The sequence below is a fragment of the Chitinophaga sp. ARDCPP14 genome, assembly GCF_051362515.1.
GTDB lineage: Bacteria > Bacteroidota > Bacteroidia > Chitinophagales > Chitinophagaceae > Chitinophaga.
Genome location: NZ_JBKIXB010000002.1, coordinates 997385 through 1014999 on the forward strand (window position 1 = coordinate 997385; position 17615 = coordinate 1014999).

The window sequence follows — 17615 nt, forward strand, 5'->3', positions numbered from 1 at the left end:
TATGCTTAGCTTTTAGTGCTGATATAACGGTAAAGGTTAAACGCTTTTTGCCGGATAAGTTCCTGTATTTCCTGTTGGAGGGTTTGTTTAGAGATATCTCTCATACGCCTGTGTTGTATCAGTTGCCAGGCTTTTTCCGCCAGCAGCAGGATATGTTTTTGTTGTTGATGGGAGATGATAGTGTGATGTTTTTCGATGGCCTGTATAATTTCGTGTATGCCTGACTGTTGGGTGGCCACGGATTTGATCACCGGAATTTCCCAGTCGCCCTGATGTTTACTATGTGCGAGCAGCCGGAGATTTTTCACAAAAGCATCTGCATTGTCGCGGTCAGCTTTGTTCACAATAAAGATGTCTGCGATCTCCATTAACCCTGCTTTCATGGTCTGGATCTCATCGCCGGCTTCCGGAACTACTACCACAACAGTTGTATCTGCTATACCGGCTATTTCCACTTCACTTTGACCTACACCTACCGTTTCTATAAAGAGATAGTCGAATGCAGCTGCTTTAATAAGATCACTCACCTCTATAATTTTAGGACTTAACCCGCCAAGGGCGCCCCTGGTGGCCATGGAGCGGATAAATACCTTTGGATGGTTGAAGTGTTGGCTCATCCTGATCCGGTCGCCGAGCAGGGCGCCGAAATTGAATGGCGAAGAAGGATCTACCGCTATGATAGCTACGCTTTTATCCTGTTCCAGTAATTGAGTAATGAGTGCATTTACAAGCGTGCTTTTACCTGCACCGGGAGGGCCTGTGATACCCACTACTTTGGTGTGGTCAGTCACGGGTATTTGTTCCAGCAGCTGTTCATATCCCGTTGCTTCGTTTTCAACAAGGGAAATGCAACGGGCCAGTGATTTGATATTTCCGTTTAAGAGTCCGGGTATATGCTGCTGGTACATTTTATTGTTTACAGAATTTAAAGAACAAAAATAAGCGGTATCCCTGTTTACGCGATCAGCGACCGGTAAATATCAAGATATTGTCCTCCTATCTCCTCCCATCTGAAGCTGTCGGCATGCTTTTTAAGAGCAGCCATTGGCTGGGTAGCTTCGTAATGGGCCATTCCTTTATTGAAAACATCCCGCATGTAGGCAGGGTCAAAATTTTCGAAATAGTAGGCGAGGTTGCCGCCAATTTCGGGCAGGCTGGTTTTATCAGAAAGGAATACTGGTTTGCCATAGTGCATAGCCTCTATTACAGGAATGCCAAAGCCTTCTGCAATAGACGGGAATACAAACGCGGCGCAATTGCTGAAATACCAGTATTTGCTTTTCTCATCAATGGGACCGATAATTTTAACCCGGTCCAGCACACCGTAGGCGGCTGCTTCCTGCAGGATCTGTTTCTGATAGGTGGTATTTGCGTTTCCTGCTATAATCAATTCATAATCAGTGTCTTTCAGCAGTCGCGGAATGACATGAAAGTTCTTCTTGGGTAAGATGGTGCCAATGGTGAAAAGAAACGGCCGGGAGGGGCGGTAAAGCGGGGCGTTAAAGGAGGGGAATGATTTTACATCGCAACCGTTATAAATAACGCTCAATGGAGTATCTCCTATTTCAAGATGTTGTAAAACATCTTCCTTTACATAATTTGAAATAGTAATAAGATGATCAGCTTTATTGATCATCCGCTGCACTTTGGCCAGCTGGCCCGATATTTTGTGTTTATAGTTAGGCTTGTATAAGAAATTGAGATCATGTATAGTTAATACCCGTTTTATGTCGGGTGATGAAGGAATGTAGTCAGATAACTGGTAGGTGGTATGCCAGAGCTGAATATCTTTTGAATAGGGCATCCAGAGTTTATGCCATGCTTTTTGTTTGTAGTGTGCCTGATTTGAAAAAAGTGTTTCTTTATAGGAGGGCAGATAGAAGTACAACTCCTCGGGAGGAGAGATCAGCTGCATCAGAGTTTGGCCAAGTTCGCTGCAATAAGTATATAGACCGTTGTTCGGATATTTCATTCTTTCACAGTCTATCACAAATCTTGGCATGTTAATCAGTTTGAATAATTGTCAGGTATATATTTATATATAACTAAATGCTTAAGCGAAGATATTACAACTTTTTACGAAAAAGAGATAATTATCTTTCGGCCTTTTCCAGATAAATTTATCAGCCTGGCGTATATTGGTCGTCAGTCCGATGGCGAATAATTAATACAGATGACGAATTTTATCTCCATATTTCCGCTTGGAATTGTAGTGTATCCGGGAGAGCAGTTGAATCTGCATGTTTTTGAGCCCCGGTACAAGCAATTAATTGCAGCCTGTTTGGCCGAGCAAAAGCCGTTTGGTATTCCAGTTGTAATAAATAAAAAAATTATGGAATATGGAACACTCGTCCAAATAAAAAAGGTAGAAAAAATATATGAGAGTGGGGAAATGGACATAATTACCGTTGGAGACAGTGTTTTTCGCATTTTGGAGCATGTTTCGGAAATTCCGGAGAAATTGTATGCCGGGGCCATTGTAAACTACCCGGAGAATAATGAAGCCGGTAATAACCGGTTGCTGCAGGAAGTATTGCATGGCGTCCGGGAATTGCATGCTATCCTCCAGATCCATAAATCGTTTAAGAAAGAAGACAGCCAGCTCAGTTCATACGACTTGGCGCACCATGCGGGGCTGTCGCTTGATGAGGAATACGAAATGCTTCATCTTTTCTACGAAGCACAGCGGCTGGAGTACCTGAAGCGGCATTTGCACAAGGTAATTCCCATGATGGCGGAGATGGAAAGGCTGAAAGAGCGTGTTTTATTGAACGGTCACTTCAGGAACTTATCTGCCGATAATTTATAATTTTTATGAAGATGCCCGCCTGACTTGCTTTTCCGGGCATCATGACCGCAACTTTAACGTGCATTTAACAGGTGGTTTTTTGGATTTTTTTGCTTCCCGCCTTAAAAAGTAGATATTTGCAGACCCATATTTTCACTGGAATAAGGGCTTAAACTCAATTCTGATACTAAATGCATTGGACAAAAGTCAGTATTCTTTGCCTGCTTGGAAGTTTTTTTCTATTGGCAAATAAGGCTATCGCACAGGACAATTCACCATATTCCCGCTACGGATTAGGAGATCTGCATAATAACCAGAACACGGTAAACCGTGGAATGGGAGGCGTTTCTCAGGCTTATAGTGATCCGCAATCAGTCAACTTTATTAATCCGGCCAGCTACTCCAGCCTGCTGCTTACTACCTTTGATGTAGGAGTGGAAGGTGGCGCCCGCTCTATCACAGACCAGGGGGCAAAATTTAGTTCCGGATTCGGTACACTCTCTTACCTGCAGTTGGGTATTCCGTTGATTACCAACAAATGGGGATTAAATCTGGGGCTTCGCCCGGTAACCAGGGTTTCCTATAACATCCAGGAATCAGGTACCGGTACCTTCTTTGATACATTGAGGATTCCGCTCACCAGCAAATATGAAGGAAGTGGCGGTCTATACCAGTTATATGCCGGTACAGGTGTGCGTTTTGGTCATTTCAGCGTGGGTGTAAACCTGGGTTATCTGTTCGGTAACATCGAGAACAATACCCGTCTTACCTTCCCTGATCCTACCATGTATGCTTCCCACCGCATGTTCCGTACTTCCTACAACAGCTTTTTCTATAAATTGGGCGTGCAGTACAGGGCCAAGCTGAAAACGGATATGGATCTGACGTTTGGCGCCTCCGGAAGTTTGAAGCAAAATATGAATGCCCGCCAGGAAATACTCAATGAAACCGTGCAGTTCGACGCATCTTCCAATAACTATGTTACACAGGATACCGTTCACTATGCGAAAGGCGACAGGGGAACTGTGGTGTTTCCGCAAGAGTTTGGCGCAGGTATCATGTTGCGCAAATTTGATAAATGGATGGTTGGGGTAGACTTTAATTCCAGCCAATGGGAGAATTATAAAAACTTTGGTAATAAAGATTCCCTGCAGAATTCCTGGAAGCTTGCTATCGGCGGACAGTTTGTACCCAATGCAACTGCACTGAGCGGTTACTGGAACAGGGTAGCGTATCGCCTGGGTGGTTACTATGGGAAAGATTACCTGCAGCTGGAAGGCGTAAATATGCCTACAATGGGCTTCACGGTGGGCGCTGGTTTACCCGTACGCCGCATGCCTTATTCCAACCAGTACAGTATGATCAACCTGGCGTTTGAAGTGGCTCACCGCGGCAACAACGAAACCATCCTGAAAGAAAATATCTACCGTATATCGCTGGGCTTTACCCTGAGTGATAAATGGTTTATCAAGCGTAAATACGAATAACTTTTTTGCACAGCGCGTATTTTGTCTTTCTCAGGATTACGCTGATTATACTGATTTTATTTTTTAAGATTTGGGGAGATATAAGCGAATATACCCGCTCATATCTCCCCAAATCATTTAAAATCCAAAGTGATCAAATCCTTAAAATCAATAAAATCAGCGTAATCCTGAGAAAGACAAAATACGCTTATATCTCCGCTGCATTAAGCTGAAAGCGAATTCCTATCTTTGAAGTATTATTCATTCAAATGATTAAAAGAGCCATCTTATTTTTTATTATAGCCATTGCCGTTAGTAGCTGCGAAAATGATATTGATGCGGTGATGGAACTGGATTCCAAAAAGGCAGCCACCGAAAACGGGCAGGATATTGTAATCATATTCAGCCAGGGTGGAAAGGTGAATGCAAAATTAACGGGGCCCACTATGGAGCGTGGTTTGGATAAGCCAACCTATGTGGCCTTTAATAACGGGCTGAAAGTATTTATGTATAACGACAGCCTGGGGCTGGAAAGCACATTATCGGCCAAGAAAGGAAAATTTATGGAAGATGATGGAGATGTGTTCCTGTCGGATAGCGTCATTGTAATTAATAAGAAGGGCGAGCGCCTGGATACGAAAGAGCTGAACTGGGATCCTAAAAGAAAGATCTTCTACTCTACTAAAGAAGTGTTTATCAAAACGCCTACCGACTCGCTGCATGGATGGGGACTGGAAGCCAACCAGGATTTCAGTGTAAAGAAAATACTAAAGGTGAGCGGTCCTATTACAGTACAGGACAGTACTGCTGCCCTCAACTGATCTCACTAACGTAAAGCTATATACGAAAGAACCCCACCTATGCAGGTGGGGTTCTTTCGCTTTAACCTATTTTTTAACCTAAAATTTGGGATAAAAAGTCAATAATTATGCCAGTTTGCCATGTTTTCCGCATTGTTTGTTACCATTCATAACATTTGAAGATAATTTATAAGCGCCGCTGGCAAAGCTGTTTTAAACTTCAGCCGGGATGGCTATATTAGGCGAAAAATTAGCGCATGGAAACTATCAGCTGGCCCGATTTTGAAAAAGTAGAAATGAGAGTGGGCACTATCCTGGAGGCGAACGATTTTCCTAAAGCCCGTAATCCTTCCTATCAGTTATTGATAGATTTTGGCCCGGAAACGGGAATCAGGAAATCCTCTGCCCAGATTACCCATCTCTACCAGAAAGAGGACCTGATCGGAAAGCAAGTTGTGGCGGTGGTGAACTTTCCGCCAAAACAAATCGCAAACTTTATGTCGGAATGCCTGGTTTTGGGCGCTGTAGGCGATAACAAGGAAATTGTATTACTTCAGCCGGACAGGAAAGTGCTTAACGGGCAACGGATAGCCTAAATAGATTTGATAATAAACTGTGTAAACTTCTCTATCTTCTAATTATCAGTTAATTATAGATATTTAAATCATATAATTCTGAATTTTAATAATATTATTATTAAAATAATATAATAACACATTATCCATTATCATCAGTTTACGAACAATAATACATCGTTCACGGAAATGAAACCTATTCCTAAAATCGGCGGTATATCTTTGTTCTAGGTTTTTCATAGGATATGGTTAAAATTATTACAAGGGCGGTATTCTTACCAGCCCTTTTTTTTGCTTTTTTCCAGTCCTAAAGCCGAAAAATGGCAAAATAACTGTTTAAACACCTTCTTAGGCTGATAATCAATTTATTGTATGCCTGTACTCACATACCAGCTTATCATGAAGTGTTTTTTGCCCTCATACGTTCACCTTCACTTTTGATACGTTTACCGGATAAAATATATCATTCACTAGAATGGCCATCGCAGTGTGATAAAAATCGGCCACCTTTGGTATAGGTTTTTCAATAAAGATATGGTTAAAATTTTTCGGGGCTGTAGTCTTGCAGCCCTGTTTCTTTTTTCTGAAGTCCTATTTTTCCCTCTGCCTTTCTCTTTCTCCGGTTATTTTCCAAACAGATAAACAACATTACGGCTTAACAAACAGATACAAGCGTATATCTGTATGTTAAGCCGTAGCGGTTTTATAGCAGTGTGCCTATTTAGTGAATAGCGCCGGATAAGGTTTATCCAGGAGGTTATTATAAATAAAGCGGTAAGACTCACCGGAAGAATGAACGCTTTTCAAGCCACCCCATCCGTGACGTTCGCCGGGATACAGCATAAACTCGAAATGCTTATTGAGATTTTCCAATTTATCGATCAGCTGGATACAGTTCTGCATATGCACATTGTCGTCCATTGTACCATGTACAATACGGATCAGCCCTTTATACTTATCGGCATAGGTCATTACTGAGGTAGCCTTATAGCCTTCGGGATTCTCTGCGGGTGTATCCATATAGCGTTCTGTATAGTGGCTGTCGTACAATTGCCAGTCAGTTACCGCGTAGTTGGCCATCCCATAATTAAATACATCGGCGCCATAGGTGAGGGCCATACAGGTCATATAACCGCCAAAGCTGCCACCGGTCATGCATATTTTGCCGGTGTCGGTCCAGGGTTGGGAACGAAGCCAGGTAGCAGCGTCCATATAATCCTCGATTTCGTGTTTACCCAGTTGGCGGTGAATATAGTTCATGCCCATTTTGCCGAGCTGTCCGCTGCTGCGGTTGTCGATGGCTACCTGGATCACGCCTTCCTGCGCCCACCATTGCTGCACATTACCATATTTCCAGGTATCGTATACGGTACCGGCATTTGGGCCGCCGTAAATGCTGATCAGGACCGGGTATTTTTTACCTGGTTCCATGTGCACGGGCATGGTAATGGTAAGAGGAAGTACCAGTCCATCGCGGGTTTTGTATGTTTTCAATGCTGTTTTGGCCAGGTTGAAATCGTCAAAGTTTTCTCCTTTACTATCGCCTAATTCCCGCACCAGCTTGCCATTGTTGTCCAGCAGTGCCATTTTTGAAGGCGTTTGCAGGTTGGAATAAGTAGTAATAAAGTATTTACCTCCCGGCGCCAGTTTGATTACATTATTATAGTTACCGTTGGTTAAACGGGTAAGCGCGCCGGTTTTCATGCTCACTTTATACAGATCGAAGCGGGTGGAGGCTTCTTTGCGGGCGGTGAAGTATACCAGTTGATTCTTATCATCTATCTGAAGTACTTCCTTCACGGTCCAGTTACCGGAAGTCAGTTGTTTTTTCAGGGAGCCGTCCATATTATGGAGATAGAGATGTGACCAGCCGGTTTTATCGCTTTGCAGCAGGAATCCCTGGTTATTTTGCACAAAAGGAACGGCATCGAACCAATCGATCCAGGTTTTCTGCTTTTCATCATAGATTTCCTTTTTGGCGCCGCTTTGCGGGTTGATGCTGTATATTTTGAGGTTGTCCTGTCCGCGGTTCATCCATTGCATCCACAGCTGCCGGCTATCGTCGGTCCAGAAAGGCATACCAAAGTACTGATCGTCGTTTTCATTAAAATCGGCCCAAACGGTGGGGCCACCCGTAACGGGTACCACGCCTACTTTCACAGCGGGATTGGGGTCGCCGGCTTTGGGATAACGCGTGTTTTCCAGGTATCCGTGCTGTCCTTTTTCGCTGTAGATAGGGAATACCGGCACTTTGGTGTCGTTAAAGTGCATGTAAGCGATCTGCCGGCTGTTAGGACTCCACCAAAAAGCGCGGTAATGTGTGGGACGACCCAGGATTTCTTCATAATATACCCAGGATGCCCATCCATTATATATTACATCAGAACCATCGGTAGTATAGCGGGTTTCCTTTTTGGTAGCTACTTCCACGCTGTATAGGTCATTATTGCGGGTAAATGCCACATATTTTCCATCCGGCGACAGGGTTGGATTCTTTTCCTCTGCGTCGTCGTTGGTCAAACGAACTATGTTGCCATCGGCGGCTTTATAGAATACATCCTTTTCACGTATTTCTACACTGGGACCGTCTACCGGGGCCGTATAAATGGTGGCTTTGCCGGTGCGGGCATCTACAGACCATGCCTGCATGCGGCCATTTGCCTCATCCGGGCGCATTTCCAGGTAATGTTCTCCATCTGCCCAGTCGCGGATGGCTGGTAATGGTTTGGTGATATGGGTAGCTTTGCCTTTAAAAGCCTGTTCATAGGTGAGGTCCTGCTTTTGCTGGGCCTTTAAACAGGGGGCAGTCAGCAGCAGTAAGCCTATACTGCCGATAGTGGCTGGTTTTAACCATTGTTCGCTTCTCATCATTTGTAAGATATCAGGTGGTTGTTTTGTTGTCGTTAGCGGACGAAAATAAGCATAACTAAAAAATAGCGGTCACAATTTACACAAACGGGCGGCGCGTGCAAGCCGGGGACAAGTCAAATACCACCAGATATGAAAGATTTCCCCGCGCTGGTTAAATAGGGCTGTAAATGGCAGTGGAAGCGGTTATCTTTAGTCTGGTTTTCATAGGATATGGTCAAAAAATAAGAGGGCTGTAGTCTTACAGCCCTTTTTACTATTTTTGCACTCCATTAGTGCAATTAAATTACTACATGACACAATTATCTGAGCAAGAGATTATACGCCGGGAAAAATTACAGGAACTGCATAACTTAGGTATAGACCCCTACCCTGCAGCTGAGTACCCGGTTAATGATACTTCCGTAAATATAAAAGCCAATTATTCGGAAGAAACAAAGGAACAATTCCAGGCCGTATGCCTGGCAGGCCGCGTGATGAACAAGCGCGACATGGGTAAGGCCTCATTTGTCCAGGTTCAGGATAGCGTAGGCCGTATCCAGATATATGTTCGCCGGGATGATATCTGCCCTGGTGAAGACAAAAGCGGTTACGATGTTGTAATGAAGAAACTGCTGGACATCGGCGATTTTATCGGGGTGAAAGGGTATGTATTTATTACCAAAACCGGTGAAACCTCTATTCATGCCACAGAAATCACCATCCTGAGCAAATCGTTGCGCCCATTGCCTATTGTGAAAGAGAAAGAAGGAGAAGTTTTTGATGAAGTAACCGATCCGGAGTTCAAATACCGCCAGCGTTACGTGGATCTGGTGATCAATCCCGAAGTAAAAGAGGTGTTCATCAAGCGTACCCGGATGATGCAAACGATCCGCGACTTCTATAATAACCTGGGTTACCTGGAAGTAGAAACGCCTATCCTGCAGCCTATTCCCGGCGGCGCTACTGCCCGCCCGTTTGTTACGCACCACAATGCGCTGGATATGCCGCTCTACCTGCGTATAGCCAACGAGTTATACCTGAAACGACTCATCGTAGGCGGTTTTGAAGGGGTATATGAGTTTGCAAAAGATTTCCGTAACGAAGGAATGGACCGTACCCACAACCCGGAATTTACGGTAATGGAAATGTACGCCGCTTACAAGGACTACGAGTGGATGATGCGCACCACCGAATCACTGCTGGAAAAAATTGCCCTCACCTTACATGGCACCACCACCGTGCAGGTAGGCGATACAACCATTGATTTTAAAGCGCCATTCCGCCGGGTATCTATGTATGAAGCGATACAGGAACATACCGGTTTTGATATCGCCAATATGGATGAAGCACAGCTGCGCGATGTATGCAAACAGCTGGGAATCCACGTGGACGCCAAATTTGGCAAGGCAAAACTGATAGATGAGATCTTTGGTGAAAAATGCGAAGGCAATTATATTCAACCTACTTTCATTACCGATTACCCGGTAGAAATGAGCCCGCTCACCAAGAAACACCGCAGCAAAGCCGGTTTGGTAGAACGCTTTGAGCTGATGGTGAATGGTAAGGAAATTGCCAACGCCTACAGTGAACTGAATGATCCTATCGATCAGCGTGAACGTTTTGAAGAACAGGTGAAACTGATGGAACGCGGGGACGACGAGGCCATGTATATTGACTACGACTTCTTACGCGCCCTGGAATACGGGATGCCGCCTACCTCCGGTATTGGTATCGGTATCGACCGCTTAACCATGCTGATGACTAACCAGCCATCTATCCAGGATGTACTCTTCTTCCCGCAGATGAAGCCGGAACAACAGAAATAAAATCATCTTAATAAAATAAAAGGCGAATGGCTACGGTCATTCGCCTTTTTGTTTTATATAATATAAATGTGGCATTAAATTTTCATGAAGCGTTCATATACCAATGCACATCGTTAACTTTAAGTAGTGCTTATTAGTATCTTAAAATTAGCCCATATGAAAACAATTTTAGTACCTACTGATTTTTCTGATACCGCTTATAATGCCGCTACCTACGCTATTGCCCTGGGAAACAGTTTAGAGGCCACCCGCATTGTATTGTACCACGCATATGAGCTGATTGTACCAATTCCGGATGTACCTACGGCGATTCCGATGGTGAATCCGGAGGATCTGAGAGACGCCAGCCTGGAAGGTTTGGAAAAGATGAAGGCAGAGCTGACCCCTCTCATCCGGGAAGGTACCACGCTGCTTACACGTGCGGATAACACCCTGCTGGCAGCTACTATTGAAGAAGTATGTAAAAATGAGAACGCCGACCTGATTGTAATGGGCATTACCGGCGGCAGTAAACTGGAAGAAGTGTTGGTTGGTTCCAATACCATTGACGTAGTGAAAAATACCAGTTACCCGGTGCTGGTGGTACCCCAATCAGCAAAGTATAAACCCATAGAAAAAATTGTTTTTGCAGCAGACCTGCGGAAGGTGGCGGAAACCACTCCCGTGGAACCATTGAAAAAACTATTGCATATTTTTAATGCGGAACTGCATGTAATCAATATAGATCATGAAAGCAGGCATTTCAGCACCGATACACCTTTTGAAACACTGATGCTGGATACCCTGCTGGAAGATTTCCATCCGGAGTACCATTTCATCGATAATCCCAATGTAGTAGCAGGAATTGTGGAATTTGCCGAAGAAAATAAGGCAGACCTTATTCTCACTATTCCTAAAAAACACGGTTTATTTGAAAGCATCTTTAAACGCAGCCGTACTTCCAAACTGGCGTATCAAACACATATACCACTGTTGACTTTACACGAATAATTTATACTTTTGAAAGATATTAATATTTATAATAACACTATGCTTAAACGTTCATTATTGGTATTGCTGGGTTTCTTTAGCCTGCAGGCCACTCAGGCCCAGTTCCTGAAGAAGCTGGGTAAACAGCTGGAAACCGCCACCAACAAGAGTAGCAGCACGAGTACCGGTAGTGGTACTTCCCTTGCTGGTTTGACTGAATCTGACGCAGGTTCCGGAATCAAGGAAGCTTTGGCTAAAGGCGTGGCTGCCGGTATTGCAAAGCTGAATAAAAAAGATGGTTTCTTTGGAAGTGATGTATATAAACTGTTACTGCCGGAAGATGCTGTGAAAATTGGCAACACCTTACGGGCAATTGGTTTAGGCAGCCAGGTAGATAAGGCTATCCTGCAAATCAACCGCTCCGCGGAAAAAGCAGTGGGCTATGCCGCACCTATCTTTGTGGGCGCCATTAAACAAATGACCCTCACCGATGCACTGAACCTCGTGAAAGGAGGAAATACATCTGCCACTGATTTCTTTAAAAGCAAAACAACAGATTCCCTGAAAACCGCTTTCATGCCGGTGATTAAGAAATCGCTCGACAGCACCAGCGCTACCCGTTATTATGCGGATATCGTGAATAACTACAATAAGCTGCCTACTACCTTCAATAAAGTAAATCCCGACTTACAGGACTACGTGACCACCATGGCCGTAAATGCTTTATTTGACCAGATAGCGAAAGAGGAACTGGCCATCCGTGCCAATCCCGCAGCCAGAACTACTGACCTGCTGAAGAAAGTATTCGGAGCAAAATAGTACCAACGATAAAAAAGGAAAGGGGCAGAGATGATGATCTCCGCCCCTTTCCTTTTTTATTTTGCGGCTTAATAGCTGCCGGCCAGTAATACCTGCCATGCTGCGGCTACCTTTCCTTCATCCAGCAACTTCTTTGCATAATAGTGCAACTCTTTTTCCATTTCATCCGGTGTTACGCTGTAATACTGGATGATATTTTTGAGATGATCATCATGAAAGGCGGCATCTACAAAAGGAACTTCATGAACATTACCCAGTTGCCCCAGGTGGTTGCCGGTAAGAATGTGGCTATTCCTGATGGCCAACGGTAACGCATCAACGCCGATGCCCAGTTTGGTATTAGGTTTTGCTACCTCAAATACGGCATCGCCGGAGGCCCGGCAATAGTAGTCGCCTCCCATACGGGCTACCAGGTCTATTTTATGCGGATCTATTTTACCATTGATATCCAGTATGTTTTCGTTGATATGCAGCATTACCGGCTCGCAGATAACCAGGTTTCCTGCGCCGCCACCCTGCCCGGTTTCAATGATCTCTCTTACAATACATTCTATTTGCACCGGGCTTTCTTTTACCCGGAAAGGCTGTACTTTTTCAGATTTCAACGGCGTAAAGCCGGCTTTTTCAAATTCATTTACACCAGCGGGATATTCGCAGCTCGACAAAGAGGCCTGTTGCACCATACCATAACTTACCATGTTGATGACCACCTCTTTGGTGGCGTATACATTTTCCAGTGTATGCTTTACCGTGTTATCACGTACGCGGCGCGATGGTGAAAAGATCAGTGTAGGGGGATTGGAGCCAAATACGTTAAAGAAACTGAAGGGCGACAGGTTTGGCTGCCCATCCGCATCTATTGTGCTGGCAAAGCAAATGGGGCGGGGAGAAACCGCACCCAGGAGGTAAGCATGCAGCTCACTTGTTTTCACCTGTGATGGATCTATCTGCATGGTTATGCTTTTTTCTTAAGGGCCAGCAGCGAAAAGCCGGTATCTTCTTTTACGATAGTATTGGATAAGGTACCTAAGCCGGTAACTTCCATTTCCACTACATCACCAGGTTGCAGCCATTGTTCGGTATAGTCCGGATCATTCAGTTTGCCGGTACCGTTCAGTTCCAGGAAGCAGCCGGTGCCCACCGTGCCACTGCCGATAATATCGCCGGGCAAGATGTTAACGCCATAGGCGCAGCGTTCCACAATTTCCGCAAAGGTCCAGTCCATATCGCCCATGTTGCCTTCACTCACTGGGATGCCGTTTACTTTGCAGGTCATTTTCAGGTTAAAGTTGTTGCCGGTATGTCCGTCTTTCGCCGGTATTTTCAAGGGTTCCAGTTCATCGGCAGTTACCAGCATGGGACCTACTACGGTGCTGAAATCCTTGCCTTTGGCGGGGCCCAGGTTAAGCAGCATTTCTTCCATCTGAAGGGTGCGTGCGCTCATGTCGTTCATGATCATGTATCCACCGATATAGTCATCGGCTTCAGCGGCGGTGATATTACGGCCTGCCTTACAAATGACGATGGCTACTTCCAGTTCAAAATCCAGTTTTTCAAAATGGTCGGGCATGCATACAATTTCGCCGGGACCCTGGATAGCGTTATGATTGGTAAAATAAAATATCGGGTATTGATCGAATTCGGGGATCATGGGCACCTTGCGGTTGCGGCGTGCGGCCGCAACGTGCTGACGGAAAGCATATCCGTCCCTGCAGGAAGTAGGGAATGGTACGGGCGACAGCAGCTGTACGCTGTTTACGGGGATACCGATAGCGGAGCTGGGGTTTTTCCCTTCTTTCAGCAGGGCATCAGCGCGTTTGGCGATGTCTATCACATCTTCCCACATCATCAGGAACATGCCCATATTATTGGGAAGATCCGGGTACAGCTCCTGTGTATTGTATAACAGCCCGTCCACCAGGATGGCCAGTTGATCTGTTTCTTCTCTTAAATAACTTACTAGTTTCATGGTTTGGTAATTGTTCTGGTTGTATGAAGGATCAAATATAAGAATGGCGGTTAAAAGCATTGGCTATTTTTTTGTGTCCTGCCAGCGAATTACTTTATATTTATAAACAGAACCACCAATATGCGTTGCTGTTTGCTGCTACTCCTGATGTATGGCCAATTGTTCGTTGTGCAGGCACAACCCCGCACAGATACGCTGCTGAAAAACCTGCTGGACCGTGAAGCGCCTCCGGCCCTCCGGCATGTGCTGCAATATCCTGATTCGTTCCGTTACCAGCTTATTTATACGCAAATAGACCGGGATGCCCGTAACAGGCCACATTTCAAGAGCTATTACCTGGAAGTGGACGGGAACAAGTACTTCAATCCCGCCAGTACGGTAAAGCTGCCTATTGCTTTGCTGGCACTGGAAAAAATGCATGAATTGCAGGTTCCCGGCCTTCACAGGAATACGCCTATGCTAACCGACAGCGCCTGGGACGGACAGGTAACCGTGCACACAGATAGTTCTGCCAGTAACCTGTTGCCATCGGTGGAGCACTATATCAAAAAAATATTCCTCATCAGTGATAACGATGCCTATAACAGGTTGTATGAATTTGTTGGTCAGCAAACCATTCACGAAAAGTTATGGGCAAAAGGGTATAAAGATGTACGTATTGTACGCCGGTTTATGCCGCTTACGGAAGAAGAAAACCGGCATACCAATCCCGTGCGTTTTGTGGATAACGGGAAGGTGATATACGAACAACCGGTTGCATACGATACCCTTACCTTTGATTACAGCCGGAAGGTAACGCTGGGACAGGGGTACCTGGATAAAAATGATAAGCTGGTTTTTTCGCCTATGGACTTCACAAAGCATAACAACCTGCCGCTTACAGATTTGCAGCAAATGCTGCAATCGGTATTGTTTCCTGCGAGTGTGCCGGCATCACAACGGTTTGATATTACGGAAGATGATTACCGTTTTTTATACCGTTATATGTCGCAGTATCCGTCTGAAACTTTGTGGCCGAAATATGACACCGCTGAATATTACGACAGTTTTACAAAATTCTTTTTTTTCAAGGCCGGTAAAAAGAACATTCCGCCATATATACGTGTATTTAATAAAGCTGGCTGGTCCTACGGTTTCCTTACTGACGTGGCCTATATCGTTGACTTTAAAAACCAGGTGGAGTTTATGCTCACCGGGAATATTTATGTAAACAGGGATGGTATTTTGAATGATGATAAATACGAATATGAGGAAAATGGGCACCCCTTCTTTAAGGAAGTGGGGGAAATAATTTACAGGTATGAATTACAACGCAGGAGGAAGCATAAACCCGACCTGCAAAATTTTAAGATAAACTATAGAGATTGACAGGAGGGAATAAATATTATTTATAGCCTTATAGAGTAATATAGTGAGCGAAATAATACATGAACGTTGTATTTTTGCGTTCGATGGTGGCATCCATCTTCAAAATGCGCATCATTTTTGAGGCGGCTGCCAGGGTAGATAAGGAAGGTTTTATTCATATCCCGTAACTGCACTCTAAAATTTGGGAGTTATGAAGTTTGAAAAGATTAAGAACAAAGGACAGGCAAGATTATTTGAAAGCCAGTATCTTGAGATGCTTACCAAAACGCATCCGTTGGTGATCTGGGGGCTATATTTGCCCATTATTGGCTACATGCTTTACTATAGCCACAATACCTTAGGCTTTACACCCGGTTCAGTAGCAGGTATATTCTTTGGGGCCATGTTATTCTGGTCTTTTTTTGAATATATCATGCACCGGTTTCTGTTTCACTTTGCGAGCGACAGCCCCAGGGTGCAGCGTTTTATTTATGTAATGCATGGTAACCACCATGAGTACCCCAGAGACAAACAGCGTTTATTTATGCCTCCGGTACCAAGCCTGATACTCGCGTCCGCCATTTTTGGTGTACAATATATCTTCCTGCGTGAAATCACGTTTATGTTTTTCCCCGGCTTTATCCTGGGATACCTGATTTATGGGAGTATGCACTACGCCATTCATGCGTGGAACCCGCCTTTACGGTTTATGAAGCCATTGTGGCGTAACCATCACCTCCATCACTATAAAAGTGAGGATAAGGGTTTTGGGGTAAGTTCGTCCGTATGGGATCATGTATTCGGAACCTTCTTTGACCTGGAAAAGGAAAAGGAGGACAAGGAAAAAGTGAAGGAGCTAACATTTTAAATGTAAACAAGAAGGGGTGATGCTTAGCATCACCCCTTCTTGTTTACCATCTTTCTTCATCATCGGGCAAATCGTTTTGTTTATAGGTGGCCCGGGAAATTATCTTCTGCAGTTGTCTTTCTATAATGAGCGCAGCAATGGATTTATAAGGGTCTTCCCCTGTAGCGGCGGCATTCTCCAGTATTCCTTCTACCTTTTTCTCCGCCACATCTGTACGATAGAGCAGGAATATAAACCGAGAGAAATTTTCGCTGATCAGTTGCTGTAGTTTGCCCGCCAGTATTTCTTCCAGCAGTTCATAACTAACATTCACGGGCACACTTATTTCGAAGTTGTCCTGTGTCCAGGCAGCTGTTTCCTGGAGATATTGCGCTGGCTGTGCGGTCATTATTTCATTTGTTTGATCTTGTAGGAGGCGTTGGTAACTACTTTTACCGGTACTTTCAGGTCATGTTTTATACGTTTTGCCTTATCGGCCTTGTAGGTATAGTTACCGGACATATCGGTGTTTTGTACACAGATGCTGGGTAAGCCGCTGCTGCGGTTTATCAGGTAATTGGAAGAAGTGGTGCCGCTGATTTCCGCGGTAGCTTTGATCCCGTCATCCAGGGTGAGCATCTGCACCTTATCGGTATTGATTTTTGAGGTACCGCCAATTTTTGCTGTTTGTGCATCCCATGTCTGCAGGTTCCAGTAAAGATCTATCCGGCCTACCAGTCCGCCGCGCAGGGGTACATTTTCTTCCCACTGGGTGCCGGTTTTAATGCCATGTGCTGGGTACATGATCAGCAGTTGTTCTAACCAGCTCTGGAACGCTTCTGTTCCGAACTGGTCTTTCATCAGTTTCCTGTAGGCTTCCTGTTCATCCTTTTTAAGGGTGCTGAAAGCGCCGGCGGCGTTGTCCAGGATAGTTTCCAGCCCGTCTACCTTATTGATGATACCGGTGGTTTGTATTTCTACAGTAAAGGGTTGATCCAGCACTTTTTGCAGCCCGGCCTGGAAGGGTTCTTCCTGTTTGGTGACCTTTGCATCTACAAAAATATTCTGATTTTTAGCGTTGAAATTGAATTTCAGATCCTTGTACCGGAAAGTGAGGATGGTTTTGCCTGGTTCTACGGAGGTTACCTCCATGGTAATGATGTTGTTGTAATCGCGGGTGGTTCTTTGTACAATTTCATTCACCGTCATATAGGTTTCGCTCCTGCTTTTCTGTTCCAGTTCAAATAGCTCTCCTTTATTGAAGGTATAGTTGAGGGCTACATATTCCTGTGCTTTAACGGATAAAGACAGTGTTACTACCATTGCAATCAGTCCCAGGATTCTTTTCATTATCATTTT

16 protein-coding genes are annotated in these 17615 nt (G+C 44.6%); 9 read left to right on the forward strand and 7 right to left on the reverse strand.

The genetic code is table 11. The annotated features are described in order from the left end of the window. Nucleotides 1-5: 5 nt before the first annotated feature. On the reverse strand, nt 6-908 hold the full coding sequence (gene meaB, locus ACLHR0_RS08795) for a methylmalonyl Co-A mutase-associated GTPase MeaB (RefSeq protein ID WP_436485956.1): 903 nt from the start codon (nt 906-908) through the stop codon (nt 6-8). A 47-nt stretch (nt 909-955) separates the two neighbouring features. Beyond that, nucleotides 956-2002 carry a glycosyltransferase family 4 protein gene (locus ACLHR0_RS08800; protein ID WP_370909134.1) on the reverse strand — a complete coding sequence of 349 codons (1047 nt, stop codon included), beginning with the start codon at nt 2000-2002 and terminating at the stop codon, nt 956-958. 171 nt (nt 2003-2173) lie between these two features. On the opposite strand from ACLHR0_RS08800, the gene ACLHR0_RS08805 reads away from it, so the two are divergent. From ACLHR0_RS08805 to ACLHR0_RS08820, 4 genes are all read left to right on the forward strand, one after another. After that, nucleotides 2174-2809: an LON peptidase substrate-binding domain-containing protein gene (locus tag ACLHR0_RS08805; protein WP_079471736.1), complete on the forward strand. Its 636-nt coding sequence runs from the start codon at nt 2174-2176 to the stop codon at nt 2807-2809. Between the two features lie 170 nt (nt 2810-2979). Continuing rightward, nucleotides 2980-4275, forward strand: coding sequence for a hypothetical protein (locus tag ACLHR0_RS08810; RefSeq protein ID WP_429043686.1), 1296 nt, complete (start codon nt 2980-2982; stop codon nt 4273-4275). A gap of 248 nt (nt 4276-4523) precedes the next feature. Next, nucleotides 4524-5075: an LPS export ABC transporter periplasmic protein LptC gene (gene lptC, locus ACLHR0_RS08815; protein ID WP_370909136.1), complete on the forward strand. Its 552-nt coding sequence runs from the start codon at nt 4524-4526 to the stop codon at nt 5073-5075. A gap of 236 nt (nt 5076-5311) precedes the next feature. Next, entirely contained in the window at nt 5312-5650 is a 339-nt protein-coding gene (locus tag ACLHR0_RS08820) for a tRNA-binding protein (RefSeq protein ID WP_429043689.1), read from the forward strand. Between the two features lie 696 nt (nt 5651-6346). Here the strand turns inward: ACLHR0_RS08820 and ACLHR0_RS08825 are convergent. Further along, the gene (locus ACLHR0_RS08825; protein ID WP_436485959.1) at nt 6347-8500 is read right to left on the reverse strand and encodes a S9 family peptidase; all 2154 of its coding nucleotides are present in this window, start codon (nt 8498-8500) and stop codon (nt 6347-6349) included. A gap of 290 nt (nt 8501-8790) precedes the next feature. On the opposite strand from ACLHR0_RS08825, the gene lysS reads away from it, so the two are divergent. The 3 genes from lysS (at nt 8791) to ACLHR0_RS08840 (ending at nt 12093) form a co-directional block, all read left to right on the forward strand. After that, nucleotides 8791-10305, forward strand: coding sequence for a lysine--tRNA ligase (gene lysS / locus ACLHR0_RS08830; RefSeq protein WP_436485961.1), 1515 nt, complete (start codon nt 8791-8793; stop codon nt 10303-10305). Nucleotides 10306-10461: 156 nt separating this feature from the next. After that, on the forward strand, nt 10462-11295 hold the full coding sequence (locus ACLHR0_RS08835; RefSeq protein ID WP_370909140.1) for a universal stress protein: 834 nt from the start codon (nt 10462-10464) through the stop codon (nt 11293-11295). Between the two features lie 39 nt (nt 11296-11334). Beyond that, nucleotides 11335-12093, forward strand: a complete 759-nt coding sequence (locus tag ACLHR0_RS08840) for a DUF4197 domain-containing protein (RefSeq protein WP_370909141.1) — start codon at nt 11335-11337, stop codon at nt 12091-12093. 68 nt (nt 12094-12161) lie between these two features. Here the strand turns inward: ACLHR0_RS08840 and ACLHR0_RS08845 are convergent, their stop codons facing one another. Further along, nucleotides 12162-13046 carry a flavin reductase family protein gene (locus ACLHR0_RS08845; protein ID WP_436485964.1) on the reverse strand — a complete coding sequence of 295 codons (885 nt, stop codon included), beginning with the start codon at nt 13044-13046 and terminating at the stop codon, nt 12162-12164. A gap of 2 nt (nt 13047-13048) precedes the next feature. After that, nucleotides 13049-14062 carry a fumarylacetoacetate hydrolase family protein gene (locus ACLHR0_RS08850; protein WP_429043703.1) on the reverse strand — a complete coding sequence of 338 codons (1014 nt, stop codon included), beginning with the start codon at nt 14060-14062 and terminating at the stop codon, nt 13049-13051. A 120-nt stretch (nt 14063-14182) separates the two neighbouring features. Between ACLHR0_RS08850 and ACLHR0_RS08855 the strand changes: the two genes are divergently transcribed. Both ACLHR0_RS08855 and ACLHR0_RS08860 read left to right on the forward strand, forming a co-directional pair. Continuing rightward, nucleotides 14183-15430: a serine hydrolase gene (locus ACLHR0_RS08855; protein ID WP_436485966.1), complete on the forward strand. Its 1248-nt coding sequence runs from the start codon at nt 14183-14185 to the stop codon at nt 15428-15430. 190 nt (nt 15431-15620) lie between these two features. Next, the gene (locus ACLHR0_RS08860) at nt 15621-16277 is read left to right on the forward strand and encodes a sterol desaturase family protein (RefSeq protein ID WP_370909145.1); all 657 of its coding nucleotides are present in this window, start codon (nt 15621-15623) and stop codon (nt 16275-16277) included. 43 nt (nt 16278-16320) lie between these two features. On the opposite strand, the gene ACLHR0_RS08865 is transcribed toward ACLHR0_RS08860, so the two are convergent. After that, the gene (locus tag ACLHR0_RS08865; RefSeq protein WP_429043709.1) at nt 16321-16665 is read right to left on the reverse strand and encodes a hypothetical protein; all 345 of its coding nucleotides are present in this window, start codon (nt 16663-16665) and stop codon (nt 16321-16323) included. Continuing rightward, a complete protein-coding gene (locus ACLHR0_RS08870) occupies nt 16665-17606 on the reverse strand; it encodes a DUF6263 family protein (protein WP_436485969.1) in 942 nt (313 codons plus the stop codon). Before ACLHR0_RS08870 ends, ACLHR0_RS08865 begins: the two co-directional genes overlap by 1 nt. Nucleotides 17607-17615: the final 9 nt, after the last annotated feature.